This window comes from Streptomyces sp. NPDC057249 (assembly GCF_042669245.1).
Lineage (GTDB): Bacteria > Actinomycetota > Actinomycetes > Streptomycetales > Streptomycetaceae > Streptomyces.
On record NZ_JBHUXS010000001.1, the window covers coordinates 92,328 to 111,149 of the forward strand.

An 18,822-nucleotide genomic window follows, 5' to 3' on the forward strand; every position below is an offset into this window, starting at 1 on the left:
CGCCCCCCGCGCGCCCGTCAACGGGCCGCCGGCACGTCCGAGAGCGCCTGGCGGGCGAAGGCCACCACGTGGGCGCGCAGGTCGAGCCCTCCGGCCTCCTCCGCGTCGGGGCCGATGATCAGGCGGGCCAGCTGCGGCACCGCGTTGGGCCAGGCGGCGAGGCCGATCAGGCTCAGCAGGCAGGCCGCGACCTGCGGCGACGCCTCGGTGCCGAAGCTCTCCGCGAGGGCGGCGATCTTCTCCTCGTAACGGCCCCGGCGGCCCTCCTCGTTGGGCAGGACGCCGTCGCGGTAGTGCAGGCCCTCCCAGAAGAAGAGGCGGACGAGGACCGGGTTGTCGCGGTGGAAGTCGTACACCCGGCCCACGTACTCGGCGGGATCGTCACCGCCCTTGAGCGGGACGGCCGCGGCCAGTTCGTCCAGCGCGCGTCCCACGACGGCGTCGAACAGCTTCTGCTTGTTGCCGAAGTAGCCGTAGATCCGTTCCTTGTTCACGCCGGCCAGCTCCGCGATGCGGTCGACGCGGGCTCCGGCAATGCCGTGAGCCGCGAATTCCTCCTTCGCCGCAGCGAGGAGCCGTTCCTTGGTGGAGGTCGTGTCCGAGGCCATGGCCCCAGCGTAGAACGGCTCACCACCGATGCCAACCAACTGGATGGTTGACATCCAACTGGTTGGTTGGGAAGGTGGGTAACGCCACCGAGGGCGGCACCGCCCTCCCGCCTCCGCACCGGCCCGGAAGGGACTCCCATGACCACCGCCACCCGCCCCGCCACCGCCGCGCAGCCGGCCGCGCTCCCCTCCGTCCACATGCGCGCACTGCTCACCTGGATCGCGGTGTTCGCCGCCCTGACCGTGGTGCAGTTGCTCGTCGGCCCGTACGTCAAGGGGTTCCCGATGCTCCTGCGCACCCTGGTGATCACCGGGATCGTCGTTCCGGCGGTCGTCTACGCGCTGGTGCCGAACCTCCTGAAGGCCCGCGCCGCCGTTCTGCGCCGCCGCGGCTGAGGCGCGGAGCGGTGGGGCGATACCGGCTCGCCGCCCGCAGGTCGTAGCCGTACGGGCAGCACGGCGGGCTCGACAGAGACGTCGCAGGCAGAGGTCGCCGAACCGGGCGACCCGGAAGCCCACGGCGTCCGGAGGGGCGAAGAGCGCGAAGCCGGGCACCGCCTCAACCTCCGCAAGCGCTTCGAATGGGGGCGCCCCGTCGCTGGGCCTGCTCGCTGCGCCGGCCGGCGTGGGGAGTGCCGAGGCCGTGGCGCTCGTCGCCTGCCACCCCACCCGGTACGCACCCACCCGGCGGCCCTGGGCCCGGCCCGGGAGCGGCCCGAACTCCATTGCGGGGACGGAAGTCCGTCCAGCATGATCACCCCCGTGACCGCCACCGAAACGCCGTCCGCCGCCCCGTCCCGCCCTCTCGCACTGATCACCGGAGTCGGCCGCACAGTGGGCATCGGCGCCGGCATCGCGCGTCAACTCGCCTCTTCCGGCTGGGACATCGCGTTCACCTACTGGACGCCCTACGACCGGCGCATGACCTGGGGCGAGGAGCGCGGCGCGACCGCGGCCATCGAGGCATCGCTCTCCGCGCACGGCGCCCGCACCGCCGCGATCGAGGCCGACCTGATCGATCCGGACACCCCCGCCCACGTCTTCGACGAGGCGGAACGGCGGATCGGGCCGGTCACCGCGCTGGTGCTGAGCCACGCCGAATCGGTGGACTCCGGACTCCTCGACACCACCCTCGCGAGTTTCGACCGCCACTTCGCGGTGAACGCGCGCGCCACCTGGCTGCTCATCCGGGAGTACGCGCTGCGCTTCCGCGCCCCCGTCGGGACGGGCCGGATCATCGCCCTCACCAGCGACCACACCGTCGGCAACCTGCCGTACGGGGCCAGCAAGGGCGCCCTGGACCGCATCACCCTGGCCGCCGCGCGCGAACTGGCGCACCTCGGGGTCACCGCCAACGTCATCAACCCGGGTCCCGTGGACACCGGGTGGATGAACGAGGAGCTGGCGGAGCTGATCCGGCGGGACACCCCACTGGGCCGCCTGGGCACCCCGCAGGACACCGCGCACCTGGTCGACTTCCTGTGCTCACCGCAGGGCCAGTGGGTCAACGGCCAGCTGCTCAAGAGCAACGGCGGCTCGGCGTAGGCCCCTTCCCCCTCCGGACTCCCCCTTGTCGCGCGCCCACCCGGTTACTAGGGTCGCCTCCGTATCGAAGCGCTTCGACAGACGTGCCTCGACGCCTCCCTCCGGCAGCACGCGCGACGTACAGGAACGGATGCCATGCCAGTCCGAGACCAGACGGGCACGACCGTCAGCAACCCGGTGATCCCCGGGTTCCACCCCGACCCCAGCGTCTGCCGCGTGGGCGACGACTACTACCTGGTGTGCTCCAGCTTCGAGTACTTCCCGGGCATCCCGCTCTTCCACAGCCGCGACCTGGTCCACTGGACGCAGATCGGCAACGTCCTCGACCGCCCCGAGCAGCTTCACCTCACCCCGGGGACCCGGGCCTCCGGCGGCATCTACGCGCCGACGCTCCGGCACCACGACGGCCGGTTCTGGCTCGTCGTCACCAATGTCGAGGTGGGCAACCTGCTGTTCACCGCCACCGACCCGGCCGGCCCCTGGTCCGACCCGGTGCCGCTGCCCGGTGTGCCCGGCATCGACCCGGACCTGGCCTGGGACGAGGACGGCAGCTGCTGGTGCACGGTGGCCGGGGTCTCCCAGGTCCGCATCGACCCGCACACCGGCGAGACCTTCGGCGAACCGCGCCGCGTCTGGTCCGGGGCGCCCGGGGCGAAGGCGCCGGAGGCCCCGCACCTCTACCGGATCGGCGACCACTGGTACCTGGTCATCGCGGAGGGCGGCACCGAGCGGGGCCACGCGGTCTCCGTCGCGCGCGGACCCTCGCCCGCCGGGCCGTTCGAGCCCTGCCCGGACAACCCGGTCCTCACCCACCGGGGCCGCGAGCACCCCGTCCAGAACACCGGCCACGGCGACCTGGTGCAGGGGCCGGACGGCACCTGGTGGCTGGTGCTCCTCGGCGTGCGGCCGGGCGGCGGCACCCCCGGCTGGCACGTCCTCGGCCGGGAGACCTTCCTCGCCCCGGTGACCTGGGTCGACGGGTGGCCGGTCGTCGGCGAGGTCGGCACCGAACTCCCCGCTCCGCCCTGGCCGCTGGTGCCCGCGCCCCCGGCCCCGGCCCGGGACGACTTCGACCTGGCCGAGCCGCGCCCGTACTGGATCTCGCCGCGCCGCTCCACCGCCGGGCGGGCCGGGACGCAGGAGCGGCCCGGCTGGCTGACCCTGCACGGGAGCGGCTCGACGCTGGACGACCCGGACGCGGTGTTCACCGGCCGCCGCCAGCAGCACCTGGCGTGCCGGGCGCGCACGCTGGCGGACGCGGCGGACGGCCGCGGCGGACTCGCGGTCCGGCTCGACGAGGCGCACCACTACGCGGTCGAGGCGGGCGGTGGCGAGATCCGGCTCATCGCCCGGATCGGCCCGCTCCGCACGGTGGTCGCGTCCCGCCCGGCGCCCGCCGGACCGGTGGTGCTCGGGATCGACATCGTGCCCACCCGCGCCCCGCTCGACCCGTGCACGGGACCGGACACGGTGTCCCTGGGCTTCGAGGAGCCGGACGGCACGTTCACCGTGCTCGGCTCCCTCGACGGGCGCTACCTCTCCACGGAGGTGACCGGCGGCTTCACGGGCCGGGTGATCGGCCTGTACGCGGCGAGCGGCACGGTCCACTTCGACTGGTTCGCGTACGAGCCCCTGGACGGCTAGGCCGCCGAGGTGGCCCCCACGACGGGCGCCTCCGGCAGGGCGTTCAGGAGGTCCCGGAGCAGGTCGATCGTCTCGTCCTCCGCGTCGGTCCCCAGCTCCTCGTTCAGCCGGTTCAGCCGGTCCGCCGCCTCGATGACGGCGGACCGGTCGCCGCGTGCCGCGTGCGCCCGGAAGAGGTCCCGGGTGAGCAGTTCGCTCTCCGGGGACGCGACCAGGCCGCGGGTGGCCGCCGCGACCGCGCCGGTGAGGTCACCGGCCGCCAGGCACCGCTCCGCCAGCTCGTGGGCGACGTCCACGACCGACGACACGATGTCGTGGAACATGGTGTCCGCCCAGAGGTAGTTGCGCGGGTTGGTCCCCGCGAACGGGGTGCCCCGGACCAGCGAGAGCGCCCGCGCCAGCGCGGTGTCGGCGGCGGCGCCCCGGGCGTGCATGCCCTCCTGGTACAGCTCCTGGAAGTCCAGCCAGTCGCACCGCACGTACGGGGCGAAGGCGTACCGCCCGTCCGTCACGAACGGCAGGTAGGACTGGCCGCCCGTCCAGGCGCGCAGCTTGCTCACGTTGGAGTTGCGCAGCGAGTGCCCGACCTCCCGGCCCGGCCAGATCGCCTCGTCCAGGGCCCGGTGCTCCAGGCCCGGGTGCAGGACGAGCCAGGCGGCCATCTCGGTCAGCCGGCCACGGCGGTTGGACTCGACGGGGCCTTCGGCCGACTCCATCTCGACCGGCCCGAGCACCCGGATGTACGGGTGGGCGGGCGTCGGTGCCGGAGCGGTGATCGTTTCCTCCACGGGGACGGCGTGCATCGGATTCCCGTCCTTCCCGGCGGCCTCCGGTTCCGGGGCGGCCATGACGGCGAGCGTGAGTCGTGGGTCCTGCGGCCGGGCCCAGTCGGGCGTCGGCTCGTCCATGGGCCGCTCGGTGACCGCCATCAGTTCCAGCAGGGCCGCGTACTGGGCGGGTTCGAGGCGTTGCAGCATCACTTCGAGGTCCGTCCCCGGGATCGTGACGACGACGCCGGGCGCGGCGTCGACGCTCCAGGTCTCCGGCAGTCCGAGTCCGGCGTCGGCGCTCGTCACGGCGGCCAGCGAGGTGCGCGGCTGCGCCGCCGTCAGTTCGAGCAGGTCGAGCGCGGCCGGGTCCGAGCCGGTGAGCGGCAGGGCGCACAGCACGATCTGCGGCGCCCAGGCGTCGGCCCCGGTCCCCAGGAGCCGTGCCTGGCGCAGGCTCTCCGCCCCGCTCTCCGCCAGCGCCCGCCGCTGCGCCTCGTCGTGGCCGCGGAGGCCGGTGACGGCGGCGGCCAGGGTCGCGTGGTGCACGACGCGGCCCGGGAACGCCTCCGTCAGCTCCTCTCCGAAGCCGACCAGCCGGACCGTGTGCTCGGCGTGCAGCGAGTCGGACGCCAGCTCCACGGCCAGCGCCAGCAGCACGGCCCGTACGTCCTCCGTCTCGCCGTCGAGCCGGAGCATCCCGATCCGCTCCAGGTCGACCAGCACCGGGAACCCCTCGAAGCTGGTGCCCAGGCTGATCAGCGCGGGATACGGGAGGGCGGTGGCCGACGCCCCCTCGGCCGGCAGCAGCGCGTCCGAGCCCTTCGGGCACCACCAGATCTCGTCCCCGCTCACCACGGGGACGAACGGCGCCACGGGGGCGGCCGGTTCGCACAGGTGGAGTGCGGCCCCGTCCGGCGTGACGACGACGGCGTCCAGCTGCGGCAGCGGGGTCCCGTCGGGTGCCAGCGCGGTGGAGAGCGTGCGCAGGGCGCGGTCCAGCAGACCGAGGCCCTCCGGCACGTCCGCCGAGGCGGCCCGCATGTCCCTTTCCAGTACGGCGGCATCGCCCTCGGGCAACGCGATGCGGCGCCGGGGGCGCCGGCGACGCTGCTGCACGATGCGGCGGGTACCGAGGACACCGAGGACCCCGGCGGCGAGCAGGGCGCCGATTCCGGCGCCGGTACGGGCGGAGAACCCGGTGTCCTCCTCGCCGGAGGCGGTACCGGCCGGGCCGGCCGTCTCGGGCTTCTCCTGCCCGGGCCCGGGCGCCGGCTTCGCCGACTCGGCGGGGGCGGGCTTGGCACTCTCGGCCGGCTCGGCGGGCTTGGGCTTCGCCGTCTCGGCGGGCTTCGCGGGCTTGGCGGGCGCGGGCTCGGCGCTCTCGGCCGGCTGCGGTTTGGCCGACTCGGCGGGCTTGGCAGGCGCGGGCTTCGCCGACTCGGCGGGCTTGGCGGGTGTGGCGGGCGCGGGCTTCGCCGACTCCGCCGGCTTCGCGGGCGCGGGCTTCGCCGGCTCGGCGGGCTTGGGCGGTGCGGGGCGGGCCGTCTCCGCCGGGTCCGGCTTACCGGTCTCCGCGGGCTTCGGCTTGGCCGGCTCCGCTGGCCGGGGCTGCGCCGGGTCCGTGTCCTGCGGTCCCGACGCGGGCAGCTTCAGCTGCTGGCCCGGGATGATCAGGTCCGGGTTGGTGAACGTGCCGCCGCCCGGCAGCTCCGCACCCCGGTTGAGGTCGAAGATCTCCCCGTAGCGCGCCGGGTCGCCGAGTTCGCGGTCCGCGATGGCGCCCAGCGAGTCGCCGGGGCGCACGGTCGCCGTCTCGCCGGAGGACGCCGCCGCCTCGTGGACGGCCCCCGTGCCGGCCGGCATCCGCAGCTTCCAGCCGGGCTGGAGGAAGCCCTGGGCGTGGAAGACCGTGCCGTCCGTCATCACCCGGCCCTCGTTGAGCGTGGCGATCTCCTGCCAGCGGTTGCCGTCGCCCAGCCGGTCCTCCGCGATGCTCCACAGGCTCTCGGCGGGCCGCACGTCCCGCACGGTGTACGAGTCGGCCGAGGCGGTCTGCCGCGTGGTGCGGGCGTCGGAGGCGTGCGCGGTGTCCGTGCTGCCGGTGTGGGCGTACGACTGGGTGACGGAGACCGGCGCGGCGGCCGGTGCGGCGAGGGCCGATCCGGCCGTCGGCAGGAGCACCAGGATGGAACCGATCAGCGTCGCGGCGGCCCGCCGGCTCGCCCCGAGACCGCTCAGCGGGCGGACCGTACGGCCGCGCAGCTGGGCCGGGAGCTCGAGGAGGACGGAGAAGGCGAAGCCCGCCCAGCCCACCCAGCCGGCGGCGGCGAGCAGGAGCAGGAAGGCTCCCCCGGTGTCCTGCCGGGAGAACAGGTGGGTCAGGTCCTCGATCCCGTTGTCGAGGACGACGCCGGTCGCCCACCAGAGCAGCACCGGCAGCCCGGCGAGCAGCGCCGCCAGGACGACGAGGCTCAGCAGGGCCCGTATCAGATTGCCAACCGTACGCACCGCGATCACGACCCTTCGGGGGCGACGACACCGTGGATGAGCGTGGCGTGCCCCTCCCCGTGGACGGACATGGAGGAAATGCCGACGACCGTGAGGAAGCGCGTCTCGTACGTGTCGGTCACGGTGACCGTCACCCGCTTCCCGTCGGCCGACACCGTCGCGCTGCCCTGCGCCCCGGCCGCCGAGAGGTACGCCGCGGCGGCGGCCCGGGCGGCGGCGGGCTGGGCGACGACGGCCTTGCCCGGAATGGCCTGGGCCGGATCGATGGCCTGGCCGCCGGCCCGGGCGGCCTCCATCGCGATGGCGTCGGCCCGCTCCGTGGCGCGCAGCTTGCCGCCGCCGTCCACGGTGATCCCGATGACGGCGAGGAGCGCCACGGTGATGATGGCGCTGTAGACGGCGATGCCGCCCCGGTCGTCGTACGTACGCATCAGTCGCGCTCCCGGTACGCGTCGACCGCCGAGGTGAACGTCGACGTGAGGGTGTGGCTGCCGGGGGCGCCCGGCAGCATCAGGTCGGACAGCGGAACGGTGCACGCGACCGTCACGCGGACCGTTCCGACGGTGCCCAGGGGGGCGTTGAGCCCCGACGCGTCCACGCTGACGCGCGTACCGGAGCAGGTGAGGCCCTGGTCCGCCAGCGTCTCCTGCGCGGCGGCGAGGGCGTTGCTCCGCGCGGCCCCGGCGGTGCGCGAGATGGACGCCTCGCGGGCCGCGTCCTCGGCGGCGGCGTCCACCTTGTTCCCGGCGGTCACCACCCGGCCGCCCGCGAGGGCCAGGCAGAGGAAGATAATCATCAACGGCGTGACGATCGCGGCCTGGATCGCCTCGCTCCCCCGGTCGTCCCAGTTCACTTCATCCCCCGGTCGTCCAGCGCTCCACGGGCCCGGACGCGCTCTGTGTGATCGTCAGCCCGGGCACCCCGGGCAGCAGCGACGGCGCGCGCCCGGTGACCTGGACGCGGATGCGCTCCGCCGTACTGCCGCCCGTGGAGACGGACGGGCCGAGCAGCGTGTTGCCCGCGATCCGGCCGAGCACGGCCTGCGCGCGCTCCGCACCGGCGCCCGGGCCCGACTCGTAGACCCGGGCGGCCGCCACACCCTCGCGCGCGGCGGTCAGCGCCACGTTGCGCGCGTAGTACCAGAGCGACACCTGCACCACGGCGATCGTCAGCAGGATGATGAAAGGGAAGACGATCGCCATCTGGACCGAGGTGTCGCCGCGGTCGTCCAGCCGGCGGCGCGCGACGACCGCGGGCTTCATCAGATGCCCGCCAGCTTGCCGTTGTACCTGGAGATGACCGTCGCGATGGTGCCGGCGATGAGCAGCGCGCCCGTCACGGCGGCGACCCAGATGATCACCGTGGTGATGGAGACGTCACCGCGGTCCGGGTCCTTGGCGCCCTGCTCCACGCGGTCCGCCAGTACGGCCAGGACCATGGTCAGGGACACAGCGGCCCGGTTCGTGAGCTTGCTGATCGCGTTCATGCTGCGAGCCTCCTCGTTCCTTCTCTTCGTGTGCGTCGACTCCCTTGTGGGGAGACGCGGTTGGGGGTGACGGCGGTTCGGTCCGTAGGCGGTTGTTACCGCTGTTACGTGGCCATGATGTTGATCACCGCGGGGAAGGCGACCATCAGCATCACGAGCACGGCGAGGAGCGCCCCGGGGGCGGTCATCTTCTCGCTGTTCTCGTTCGCCTCGGCGGCCTGCTTGGCGAGCAGTTCGGTCCGCAGGGACTTGGACCGGGCCCGCAGCGTCGTGTAGACGGCGGCGCCGTCGTGCGCCGACATCCGCATGATCTCGGCGACGTCCTCCAGGACCGGCAGGTCCAGCTCCTGGGTCAGCCGGACCAGCGCCTCCCACGGCGGGACCTTGTCCACGCGGGCCCGCATCATCGCCTCCTGGAGCCGGGTGAAGGCCCAGCCCCGGCCTACGGCGGCGGCCCGCTCCAGGGCCTCCGTCGGCCCGGAGTCGGCGGCCCGCTTGAGCGCGACCAGGTCCAGATAGGCGGCGATCGCGTGCGAGAACTCCTCGCGCGCCCGCGCCGCCTGGTCCCGTACGGACAGGTCCGGGATGAACCAGAGCAGCACGCCGAGCACCAGACCCACCACGACCGGCAGGTAGAACGGCACGCCGAGCCCCATCAGCGACCAGGCGCCGACGACGAACGGCGGGATGAGCAGCCCCCCGCCCGCCAGCGCCGCCTTGAGCAGCAGGAACCGCTCGGGCGTCTGTCCGACCAGCGCCAGGTCCTTGCGCGGGACAGTGACCCCGGGCACGCCCTGGAGGTGTTCCAGCAGCCAGGCGCCCCACGCGTCGTCGCGGCTGGCCGGGCCCGCCTCCTCCGCCTGTTCCGGGGCGGTGGCGTTCAGGCGGCGCAGGCTGGACGCCAGGTCGGGCTGCGGGCCGACCAGTTCACGGATGAGCAGGGCGAGGCCACCGCCCACGGCGAGGCCCGCGAAGATCGCGGCCGGGGGTATCACGACTGGGCCTCCTGGAGCGGTTCGGGCGGTTCCGGCAGCTTGACCCGGCTGCGCGGATCGGCGATCAGGAACCGGGCCACCGGACGGTGGTCGGCCAGCGCGCGCATCCAGATCAGCACCCCGGCGAACGCCGCCGTCAGCAGACCCAGGACGAGCTGGCCGAGAAGGGTGCCGTAGGGCGCGGTGTAGCTGGGGACGAGGAAGCCCGCGCCGACCACGCAGAGCGTGATGATGGTCATCCACCGCACGGTGGTGCGCGGCTTGGCCCGGTCCGCCTCGATCTGACGGCGCTTGCCGACCTCTTCGCGTACCGCTTCGGACAGGTCCTCCAGTGCCTGCGCGAGGCCGGGGCCCCGGTCCGACGCGCAGAGCATCAGCGCGGCGAGGACCTTGTCCGCGGTGACGTCGTCCAGCGCGTCGGCGAACGACTCCAGCGCCTCGGCGGGGCGCCAGCCCACCTGGAGGCGGTCGGCGAGGTCGGCGATCTCGTGCTCCAGCTCGGCGGGCGCGCCGCGCCGGCTGGCGATCATCGCCTGCTCCAGGCCCATGCCGAGCCGCAGCACATCGGACAGGCGCTGGGTCCACTCGCCGAGCGCCTCCAGCTTGTCGATGCGCACGGTGGCGTTCTTCGTGGGCGAGAGCAGCCAGGGCACCCCGACCACGGCGGCGCCGACGAGCAGCCCGCCGGTGAAGACGCCGGTGATCACCCAGACGGCCAGGCCGACGACACCGCCCGCCGCCCAGCGGGTCCGGCGCCGCATGGCCGCGTCGTGCTCCACGCCGCCGCCGAGCCCCTTGCGCGAGCGGCGGACCGGGCGCGGGGCCGTCGTACCGACCAGTCCCACGACCAGGCCCACCAGGCCGCCGGCGACGGCGAGTCCGGCGAGCACCCACATCAGCATCAGGTTCATCCGGCCATCACCTGGAGATCCAGCGGGCGCTGCCAGGAGCCGCGCGGGTTGTCCAGCAGGTGTACGGGGAAGCCGACCCGGACCAGGTCCTCCAGGCAGGAGGGGTGCATGTGCGGGACGGCCCTCGGCTCGCCGGGGCGCGGTGCGAAGATCCGGTTGGTGGCGGGGCGGCCGTTCTCGCCCATGCCGGTGACCTCCAGGACGTGCGAGACGAAGCGGTGGCGCTTGCCCTCGATGCGGGTCTCGTCGCGCATCGAGACGAAGACGATGAAGTCGAGCCCGTTGGCGGCCTGACGGTAGGCCAGCTGCTCGGTCATGTTGTCCTGGGCCAGCAGGTACAGCTCGGCGATGCGGTCGAAGACGATCTCGGGGCGGCGGGCGTGGATGGTGCAGAGGTTGCCGCCCTTGCCGTTGGTCATCGCCTGCATCATGGCGACGATCTCCTGGCCGCGGACCTCGCCGACGACGACGCGGGACAGCGACATGCGCAGCGCGCGGTGGATGAGGTCGAGCAGGGTGATCTCGCCCGCGCCCCGGCCGTCGGCGCCGCGTTCGCCGTTGGACTCCCGGGACTCCATCGGCACGACCTGGCGGTGGAAGCCGTTCGTGTGCGCGAAGAGCTCGAACTCGGTCTCGATGGTGGCGAAGCGCTCGTCCGGGTCGATCTCCTTGAGCAGGGCGCGCAGCAGCGAGGTCTTCCCGACCGCCTGCTCGCCCGTGATCATGATGTTCTTCTCGGCGCGCACGGCGGCGGCGAGGAAGGCCGCCAGGGTCTCGTCGATGGCGCCGAGCCGGATCATGCCGTCGAGGTCCACGTCCTTGACGCGGTGCCTGCGGATGGTCACGAACGTCTTCGGGGTGACCCCGGTGACGGCCTGGAGGCGGGAGCCGTCGGCGAGGCGCAGCGCGAGGAACGGGTCGGCGGTGGAGAGGGTGCGTTCGCTCTGGCCGGTGCGGCGCGCCAGGTCCCGCAGCATCTCCTGGAGTTCCTCGTCGGAGTCGGCGACCGGCGCGACCCGGACCCGCCCGCTGTCCCCGTAGTCGAGCCAGACCTCGTCGTACCCGTTGATCAGGATGTTCTCGACGCGCTCGTCGTCCAGGTAGGGCTGGAGCCGGCCGGCCCGGAAGAGCATGTCGTACACGGCGGAGGCGAGGGCGGCGTCCTCGGCCTGGGTGGTGCTCGCCCCGCGCTCGACGGCGATGGCGTCGGACCAGACGGCGACGGCCTCGTTGATCAGCGCCCGGCCACGCTGGGCCTGGGACTCCGGGCTCATCCGGGCCGACGCCTTGATCTCCTGGGCGAGCCGGTCCGCGACCCGCTTCTTGATCTCGCCGGCGACCCGGTGGTCCACGGTGGCCTGCGGGAGGCGCGCCTCGCCGATCGCCCGGACCGAGGAGACTCCGGCGGCGGACCGCTGCCCGTCGCGGGGGTCGGTCCGGGGCGGCACGGGCGGGCCGAACTCGCCGCGCTTGAACGCGACGGTGGGCTCGGCGGCCGGGCCGGGACGCATCACGGGGTCGGGGTGCAGCGGGTTAGCGCGCATGGGCCATGTCCCCCTCTCCGTACGGTCCCTGCGGGTTGTACGGGCCCTGGTTGTACGGGCCCGGCGCGCGGGGTGCGAGGCGGTCGCGGCGCAGGGCCACCCGCTCGCGCAGCGGTCCGGAGGCCGCGCGGGCGGCGCGCATCAGGTCGGAGCGGTCGAATCGGCTGCCGCCGTCCACCCCGTCGGACAGCACCTCGGCCTGCTTGGGCCGCCAGGGGATGGTGGCGAGCACCGGCACTCCGAGCGCCTTCTCGACCTCGCCCGACTTGTAGGGCCCGCCCTCGACCAGCAGGACGGCGAGCGCGTCGGCGCCCGTGCCGCCGGGCCCGGCCAGCGACTTGCGCAGCGCCTCCACGCGGACCTGGGCGCTCTGGACCCCGCGCAGGGTGTTGCGGACGACCATCACCACGACGTCCGCCCGCTTGGCGAGCACCGCCGAGGCGCCGAACGCGCCGCGCCGGCCGAGGTCGACCAGGACGTCGTGCTGGTGGTCCTCGATCCGGGCGAACAGTTCGGCGAGGCTCCCCCAGGCGGGGTCGAGCCCGGCGGCCTGCGCGGGGTCGGTGATCCCGGGCAGCAGGAGCCGGCTGCTGCTGTTGTCCTCGGAGATGTCGACCAGCTGCCGCCAGAACGCCTCGACCAGTTCGTCCTTCCGCTGCGCCACCGCGAGGTTGCGCAGCCCGTAGCGGGCGTCCATCCGGCCCTGGAGGGCGCCCGCGAGGACGGCCCCGCCGTCGGGGTCGCACTCGGCGAGGATCAGCCGGCGCCCGGGGTCCAGGGGCCAGGCGAGCAGCAGGGCGAGCGCCGCACTGGTCACCCCCGGCGCCCCGGTCCCGCCGGCCAGCGCGATCACGGACATCAGGAACCGCTCCCGGTCTTCACGACGATCGCCACCCGGCCGGTGGCGGCCCGCGCCGCGAGGGCCGGTCCGTCGGTCGCCGGGACGGCCACGTCGATGGTGGCGACCCCGGTGGCGTCGGCCGGGTCGCCGACCGCGACGACGGTGGCCGCGATGGTCTGCGGCGGGGCGTCGGACATCTCGTCGTTCTCGCCCGGGGTGCTGACGATGAGCACCTTGCGCCCGGGGTACAGCCCGGAGGTGGGCCGCTGGGAGGGCTTCGTGGCGACGCCGACGAGGGTGTCCCCCTGCTTGAGGAGGCTGGTGCCGGTGTACTGGTCGCGGGCGAGGAGGGCGCCCGGGGTGAGCGCGACCGCCGCCCGCTTGCCGACGACGCTGCCCCGGTCCGCCGCCTTGACGGGCTTGAGGGCCGGGTCGAGGGATATGGAGACCTCGGTGAGGTCGCCGTCCTCGATGACCTCGCCGGCCGCCACCTCGTGGCTGACGGCGAGCACGTCGGTGCGCTCCCCGGTCGCCGTGAACAGCAGGGCGCCGGAGAGCCCGCCGACCGCGATCAGGGCGAGGGACAGCGCGATGAGCGCCGGGCGGCGCCGTCGCTGCTTCAGTGCCCGCGGGGGTGCCACCGGGGTGGGGCCGGGGGTGCCGGGCGCACCGCCCAGGTGGGGCGGTGCGGCGGTCTTGGTCCTGCTCAATGGGTGCCTCCAGCAGTGCTTTCGCTGAGCGCGCTCGTCATCGGGCGGTGGTGCGTCCCGGTCGTCAGCCGACGACCTGGAGTTCGCCGATGGCCACGGTGGTGGCGGACTCCCGGGTCTCGGTCAGGTCGCCGCTCTCACCGCCGCCCTCCCAGTGGATGGTCCACGTGGACGTGGCGGTGACCTTGAACTTGTTTCCGGCCTCGCCGCGCGAGGTGTGGCGGTAGACGTGCCCGCAGTCGGGGGACTCCCGCTTGCCGTACGACGCCCGGTAGGGCTCGCCGGGCTTCGTGCAGGTGACGGAGGAGCCGTCGCCCATGTTCCACACGACCTTGGACACCTTGGCGGTGGCGGTGACCGTGACGGACCCGGCGGTGACGGTCTTGACCTGCGGGCCGGTGGTGTTCGGGTGCGGCTTGTTCCACATCCAGACCGGCAGGCCGACCAGCCCGGTGCGGCCCGGCTCCGGCGCGATGCCGATGTCGGCGCCCTTGAGGGTCATCTGGGCGACGGCGCGCTCGGCCAGCTCGGCCGGGGTCGGCCCGGCGTCCTCGCCGATCTCGCCGTTGGGGAAGAACGTGTCCCGGGGGACGAAGGTGCCGGCGCCCTCGTACGGGAAGTCCGGGCAGGACGTGGGGTGGTAGATGTCGCCCTCGTCGGGCTTGTGGTTGCCCCACATCATGTAGTCGTCGGCCGGCGGCTGCGGGTCGAGCAGGACCCAGTAGCACGCCTCGTTCCAGAAGCCGAGCCCCGGCACGTAGCAGGGGATCTCCTGGCCGCTCTCCCGGTGGCACTTCCGGCCGCCCCCGGAACCGCCGCCCGTGCCACCGGAACCGCCGTCGTCCCCGGGCTCGCCCGGGTCCTCGGCCGTGATGTCGCAGACCTGGGTACCGGGCGGGCACTTCACGCCACCGTCGGCCACGGCGGCCTGTGTCCCGGCCAGGGCCAGGGCCCCGGCGGCCAGGGCGACGAGCACGCCGCGCGCGTACCGCGCCGGGGTCAGCATGTCCGGTCCTTGTCGATCGTGTAGTCGTTGATCCGCCAGCCGCCCTTGCCGCCCTTGGCGGTGGTGGCCCGGACGGTCCAGGGGCGGCGGTTGTCCTCCTTCGCCCCTGCAATCGGCTTGCCCGTCGAACGCCGCACCACGATGCCCGTCATGTCGACGCAGTCGGTGATCGTCGCGGTGTGGACCGGGGAGGTCACATCGACGGCCGAGACCTTCGGTGACGTGTCGGGCCCGCCCTTGAAGGCGATGCCCGTCTCCTTGTAGTACGTGAAGGAGTCGATGATCTTCGCGGAGGCGTCGCCGGTCGTGTAGTCGCTCAGCTTCACGTCCTTCATGCTGCCCGTGGAGTACGCCTTGACCTGCGCGTCCCACATCCCCCGGTACGCCGCCAGGGCGCCGCGCTCGGCCGCCGCGCGCTGCTTCGCGCCGTCGTCCGCGGTGGCGCTCGCCGTCGGCCCGGCGGGCTTCTCGTCGTCCTTCGCGCCACAGCCCGTGGCCAGTACGAGGAGGCAGGCCGCCATCCCCGAACAGGCCATCAGGCCGGTCTTCTTCCCGCGTGCCATCGGACCCCCCTGGTCATGCGCCGTGGTGCCGCATCGTCGTCTGCGTCCGGAAAGTGATGTGCCGTCATTCTGCATCACGACTTCGGCTCGAAAGGGCGCCGTTCTGTCACAGCTGTGTCCGACTGCCGTGACAGGACGACCGGTTGACGGTCCAGGTGTGAGCAGAATCTGATCACTTCACCCGTCACACACGTAACGACCCGCCAACGGCCCGCCGTGCGCGCCGAGTCGGCCGGCCAAGACCTTGTCCGCGTCGCCGCCGGGGCGGCACCCACCCTTGTCCCGGCCGCGCCGCCGCGCGGTCAAGGGGGTGGACAAGGGGTGAGGCGCACCATCAGCCGTGTTCCACAGCACGTCCAGGGGGAGACGATCCAATGCACACTGACGCACCACCGCGTAACAGAAGCGAAGGGCTTGTGGGCCGCCTCAACACCGAGTGGGCGGACCTGAGCCACGACGAGACGCTCCGGGCCCATCTGCGCCACTGGTACGGCGACCCGGCGCTCACCGGCCCGCAGTCCGTGCTCGACACGCTGCGCGCCTGCCGGACCTCCGACGCCCAGGACCGCGTCCTGCTGCCGCTGCTCAGGGCGGCCGTCACGGGCGGCCCCGGCGCCCAGCTCGCCGCCCGCACCGTGGTGCAGACGATGCTCCCGAAGGCGATCCGCATCGCCCGCAGCCAGCTGCGCCCGCAGTACGACTGGGAGGAGACGGTCTCCCTCACGGTCGGCGCGCTCTACGAGGTCGTCCGGACCTACCCCGTCCACCGCCGCCCCCGGCGCATCGCGGCCAACCTCTCCCTGGAGACCCTGCGCCTCACGCGCCGCCTGATCGGGCACGACACGTCCGCCGTGCCCCTGGACCCGGACAGCGCGGCCGGGATCTCCGCGACCGGCCCCTGCCCCGCGTCCCAGGCCGAACTGACCCTGCTCCTCGCGCGGGCCGCCGACCTCCGGCTGCTCGCCGAGGACGAACCGGGGCGCGCGGCGGGCTGGGACGCCCGGGCCGAACTGGTCGAACTCCTCGTCTGGGCGCTGGAGTCGGGCGCCCTCGATGTGGAGGACGCCCGCCTCATCACCGGCTACTACCGGGACCGCCCGGCCGGCCGGCCGGTCACCCCGCGCCCTTCCGCGCGGGACGGCGCCCGGCAGCGTCAGCGGCGCAGCAGGGCGGTCCGCCGGCTCGCGGTCGCCGCCTCCGGAAGGCTCGCGGCGCCCGACGGGTTCGCCCCCTCCGGCAGGCCTGCGGCCTCTGACAGGTTCGCGACAGCGAAGTGACGATCCAGTGACACAAGTCACCCAGGATGGTGGCTCGTTGACGTCACATCCGTACGGCCGGATCCACCTGCCCCATGCACACCCGATGCTGCGGACCGCTCAGGGAGACATGCGATGAAGCGCGGCCTCAGGCTGGCGAACAAGAAGCAGAAGACCACCGGACAGGCACCGGCGAAGCCGAGGGCCACGCGTACCTCGCGTTATGCCCCGGCGCCCCAGGCGGTGCCCGCCGAGACCACCGGTGAGGAGGAGACCGACGAGCTGGACGAGGCGGCCACCGGCTGGCAGCAGACCACCGTCAAGATGGCGGGGCTGACCAAGCTGGTCACCGTCGGTGTCTGGATGCTGGTCATCGCCGGACCGCTGCTGGGCTTCTTCGCGGTCGCGCTGGCCAGCTCCTCGCAGGCGACGACGTCGACCGGCAAACAGGGCCGGACCGAGTCCGCCCCGTCGGCCACCGGCCCCTCGGGGTTCGCCGAGCTGTACGTGGCGGCGTACCTGGCGGCGGGCGAAGGCACGGAGGAGGACCTGCTTCCGTACTACTCCGAGCCCGTGACCCTCGCCAACGAGCCCGGCTCGCGCTCCGCGTCGAACGTCGTCACCGTGGCGGCCCGGCAGGCCGAGCGGGGCTACTGGTCGGTGACGGTCGCGGCCCGGATCTCGGCGAAGGACAAGGCCGGCAAGATGACGGACCGGGGCATGCATTACTACCGGGTCGGCGTGCAGGTCTCGGGTACGCCGGACGCGGGCGGCACGATCGATCCGTCGGAGGCCGCCGCGACGCCGGCCGCCCCGGCTGCCTCCGGGCCGGCCTCGTCCCCGGCGCCGTCCTCGCCCGCCGCCCAGGCGTCGCCGCGGCCGAGCGGCTCGGCGACGGCGCCGGCCCCCCGGGGCCCGGCCGCGCTCTACGCGGCGACCTCGCTGCCCGCCGAGGTCAACGCACCGGCCTCCGCCCAGCACGGCGACCTGGCCTACGGATCGGACCGGGGCGTCAGCGCCGACAACCCCGTGACCGACACCGTGAGCCGCTTCCTCGCGGCCTACCTGACCGGACAGGGCGAGCTCAACCGCTACGTGTCCCCCGGCCTCCAGGTCGCGGCGATCACGCCCGCCCCGTACGAGTCCACGCTGGTCACCGCAGTCCGGGACGACCAGGCGGCCGACGACGACGAAGCGGACGCGGTCCCCGAGGACGGCACGCAGCGGCACGTACTGGTCTCCGTGAGCGCCACGACCGGCGGCCAGGACTACCTGCTGAGCTACGCACTCACCCTGACCACCCGGGACGGGCGCTGGGAGGTGGCGTCGATCGACACCGCCCCGGTGCTGTCCCCGGACCAGACCGGACCGGTCGCCGACGACGCCGGACCCGCACCGGACGCCTCGTCGGACGAGTCCTGAGACGCCTCGACGGACGCCGTCGGGGAGCGACGCACCACCCAGCTGATCACACGAGGGGAAAAGACAGTGAGTTACGCAGAGCACACCGACATGGTGCAACTGGCCGTGGACGGCGACGTCTTCGACTGGGTCAAGGGCACCCTCCGCAACGTCAAGACCCTGGCCGTCACGGCCGCCACCGTCATGGCGATCGTCGGCACGGTCATGGCGTACGTGAAGACGAAGTCCTGGGCGGGCACCCTGACCGCCGCCATCCTGGGGGCCGTCGTCGTCTTCGCCGTCGGCAACATGGACGCGCTCAGCAACATGGTCGACAGCGAGGTGCCCGACGCCCCGAAGGACGCGATCTCGGTGGTCCAGCCCTATGAGCAGCCGGACACCGCGGTGAGCCGGGCCGACCTGCTGTGAGCAACGGGCAGCCGTCCGACGGGAAGCCGCTGATCGGGCGTTCGTACACCCGAGCACGCAAACACCCTCTCGTCATCGGCAAGCTCCCCGGCGGCGGACGGATACCCGGCGGCCCGTACACGATCACCCAGATCGTGACCATGGTGGGGGTCTTCGCACTCCTGCTGGGCCTGCGGGATCTGTGGGCGTTCTTCGGACTCGGGAACGCCCTGGTGCTGGTCGTCGTCCCGTGGGGACTCGCGTGGCTGATGCGGTACGCCCGGATGGACGGCCGTGACCCCGCGCGGGCCCTGCTCGGACTGCTGGCCTACGGCACCTCGCCACCGGGGGGCCGGCTGGCCGGCCGCCCGCAACGGACCTTCAAGACCAAGCTGGTGACGGGACGGGTGACCGTCAACGTGCGGCTTCCCGAGGAGCCCGCGCCGGTCCCCGCCCCCGAGGCCCGCCCGGTACGGCTCGTCACCCCGACGGGCCGTACCGGTGGGCCCACTGCCGAGGCGGCACCGCCCGCGACCGGCACCGCGCCGGCCCGGCCCCGCACCCGCCTCCAGGAACTGCTCGACGAAGCAGAGCGGCAGCACTGAACCGAAGGATGGATGAACTGC

General features: G+C 73.6%; 20 protein-coding genes. 7 read left to right on the plus strand and 13 right to left on the minus strand.

Annotation, left to right across the window (positions count from 1 at the left end; genetic code table 11):
• Positions 1-17 precede the first annotated feature (17 nt).
• Entirely contained in the window at positions 18-608 is a 591-nt protein-coding gene (locus tag ACFUJY_RS00425) for a TetR family transcriptional regulator (protein WP_383292330.1), read from the minus strand.
• Positions 609-746: 138 nt separating this feature from the next.
• On the opposite strand from ACFUJY_RS00425, the gene ACFUJY_RS00430 reads away from it, so the two are divergent.
• From ACFUJY_RS00430 to ACFUJY_RS00440, 3 genes are all read left to right on the plus strand, one after another.
• Positions 747-1,004, plus strand: a complete 258-nt coding sequence (locus ACFUJY_RS00430; RefSeq protein ID WP_383292332.1) for a hypothetical protein — start codon at positions 747-749, stop codon at positions 1,002-1,004.
• A gap of 354 nt (positions 1,005-1,358) precedes the next feature.
• Positions 1,359-2,153 (plus strand): SDR family oxidoreductase, encoded by a 795-nt coding sequence (locus ACFUJY_RS00435; RefSeq protein WP_383292334.1) that lies wholly within the window; start codon positions 1,359-1,361, stop codon positions 2,151-2,153.
• A 135-nt stretch (positions 2,154-2,288) separates the two neighbouring features.
• Positions 2,289-3,797, plus strand: a complete 1,509-nt coding sequence (locus ACFUJY_RS00440; RefSeq protein WP_383292336.1) for a glycoside hydrolase family 43 protein — start codon at positions 2,289-2,291, stop codon at positions 3,795-3,797.
• Here the strand turns inward: ACFUJY_RS00440 and ACFUJY_RS00445 are convergent.
• The 12 genes from ACFUJY_RS00445 to ACFUJY_RS00500 form a co-directional block, all read right to left on the minus strand.
• On the minus strand, positions 3,794-7,075 hold the full coding sequence (locus ACFUJY_RS00445) for a BTAD domain-containing putative transcriptional regulator (RefSeq protein WP_383292339.1): 3,282 nt from the start codon (positions 7,073-7,075) through the stop codon (positions 3,794-3,796). The genes ACFUJY_RS00440 and ACFUJY_RS00445 overlap by 4 nt on opposite strands.
• Positions 7,076-7,080: 5 nt before the next feature.
• A complete protein-coding gene (locus tag ACFUJY_RS00450) occupies positions 7,081-7,506 on the minus strand; it encodes a hypothetical protein (protein ID WP_383292342.1) in 426 nt (141 codons plus the stop codon).
• Positions 7,506-7,928 (minus strand): TadE/TadG family type IV pilus assembly protein, encoded by a 423-nt coding sequence (locus ACFUJY_RS00455; protein ID WP_073966377.1) that lies wholly within the window; start codon positions 7,926-7,928, stop codon positions 7,506-7,508. Before ACFUJY_RS00455 ends, ACFUJY_RS00450 begins: the two co-directional genes overlap by 1 nt.
• Before the next feature lies 1 nt (position 7,929).
• Positions 7,930-8,337, minus strand: a complete 408-nt coding sequence (locus ACFUJY_RS00460) for a TadE family protein (protein ID WP_383292345.1) — start codon at positions 8,335-8,337, stop codon at positions 7,930-7,932.
• Complete coding sequence (locus ACFUJY_RS00465) at positions 8,337-8,561, minus strand: hypothetical protein (protein ID WP_143615623.1); 225 nt, start codon at positions 8,559-8,561, stop codon at positions 8,337-8,339. Before ACFUJY_RS00465 ends, ACFUJY_RS00460 begins: the two co-directional genes overlap by 1 nt.
• A 104-nt stretch (positions 8,562-8,665) precedes the next feature.
• Positions 8,666-9,556 carry a hypothetical protein gene (locus ACFUJY_RS00470; RefSeq protein WP_383292349.1) on the minus strand — a complete coding sequence of 297 codons (891 nt, stop codon included), beginning with the start codon at positions 9,554-9,556 and terminating at the stop codon, positions 8,666-8,668.
• A complete protein-coding gene (locus ACFUJY_RS00475) occupies positions 9,553-10,467 on the minus strand; it encodes a type II secretion system F family protein (RefSeq protein WP_383292352.1) in 915 nt (304 codons plus the stop codon). Before ACFUJY_RS00475 ends, ACFUJY_RS00470 begins: the two co-directional genes overlap by 4 nt.
• Positions 10,464-12,011: a CpaF family protein gene (locus ACFUJY_RS00480; protein ID WP_383292355.1), complete on the minus strand. Its 1,548-nt coding sequence runs from the start codon at positions 12,009-12,011 to the stop codon at positions 10,464-10,466. The genes ACFUJY_RS00475 and ACFUJY_RS00480 overlap by 4 nt, the downstream gene beginning before the upstream one ends.
• Positions 12,001-12,870 carry a hypothetical protein gene (locus tag ACFUJY_RS00485; RefSeq protein WP_383292358.1) on the minus strand — a complete coding sequence of 290 codons (870 nt, stop codon included), beginning with the start codon at positions 12,868-12,870 and terminating at the stop codon, positions 12,001-12,003. The genes ACFUJY_RS00480 and ACFUJY_RS00485 overlap by 11 nt, the downstream gene beginning before the upstream one ends.
• Entirely contained in the window at positions 12,870-13,562 is a 693-nt protein-coding gene (locus ACFUJY_RS00490; protein WP_383292361.1) for an SAF domain-containing protein, read from the minus strand. Before ACFUJY_RS00490 ends, ACFUJY_RS00485 begins: the two co-directional genes overlap by 1 nt.
• 64 nt (positions 13,563-13,626) lie before the next feature.
• Positions 13,627-14,568: a hypothetical protein gene (locus tag ACFUJY_RS00495; RefSeq protein WP_383292363.1), complete on the minus strand. Its 942-nt coding sequence runs from the start codon at positions 14,566-14,568 to the stop codon at positions 13,627-13,629.
• Positions 14,562-15,131 (minus strand): hypothetical protein, encoded by a 570-nt coding sequence (locus ACFUJY_RS00500; protein ID WP_383292366.1) that lies wholly within the window; start codon positions 15,129-15,131, stop codon positions 14,562-14,564. Before ACFUJY_RS00500 ends, ACFUJY_RS00495 begins: the two co-directional genes overlap by 7 nt.
• Before the next feature lie 416 nt (positions 15,132-15,547).
• Here ACFUJY_RS00500 and ACFUJY_RS00505 point away from each other — a divergent pair, with 416 nt between their 5' ends.
• The 4 genes from ACFUJY_RS00505 (at position 15,548) to ACFUJY_RS00520 (ending at position 18,801) form a co-directional block, all read left to right on the plus strand.
• Positions 15,548-16,408, plus strand: a complete 861-nt coding sequence (locus ACFUJY_RS00505) for a hypothetical protein (protein ID WP_383292369.1) — start codon at positions 15,548-15,550, stop codon at positions 16,406-16,408.
• Positions 16,409-16,522: 114 nt separating this feature from the next.
• Complete coding sequence (locus ACFUJY_RS00510; RefSeq protein ID WP_383292371.1) at positions 16,523-17,809, plus strand: conjugal transfer protein; 1,287 nt, start codon at positions 16,523-16,525, stop codon at positions 17,807-17,809.
• Positions 17,810-17,875: 66 nt separating this feature from the next.
• Positions 17,876-18,217, plus strand: a complete 342-nt coding sequence (locus tag ACFUJY_RS00515; protein WP_383292374.1) for a hypothetical protein — start codon at positions 17,876-17,878, stop codon at positions 18,215-18,217.
• Positions 18,214-18,801: a hypothetical protein gene (locus ACFUJY_RS00520; RefSeq protein ID WP_383292377.1), complete on the plus strand. Its 588-nt coding sequence runs from the start codon at positions 18,214-18,216 to the stop codon at positions 18,799-18,801. The genes ACFUJY_RS00515 and ACFUJY_RS00520 overlap by 4 nt, the downstream gene beginning before the upstream one ends.
• The last annotated feature ends 21 nt before the right edge of the window (positions 18,802-18,822 follow it).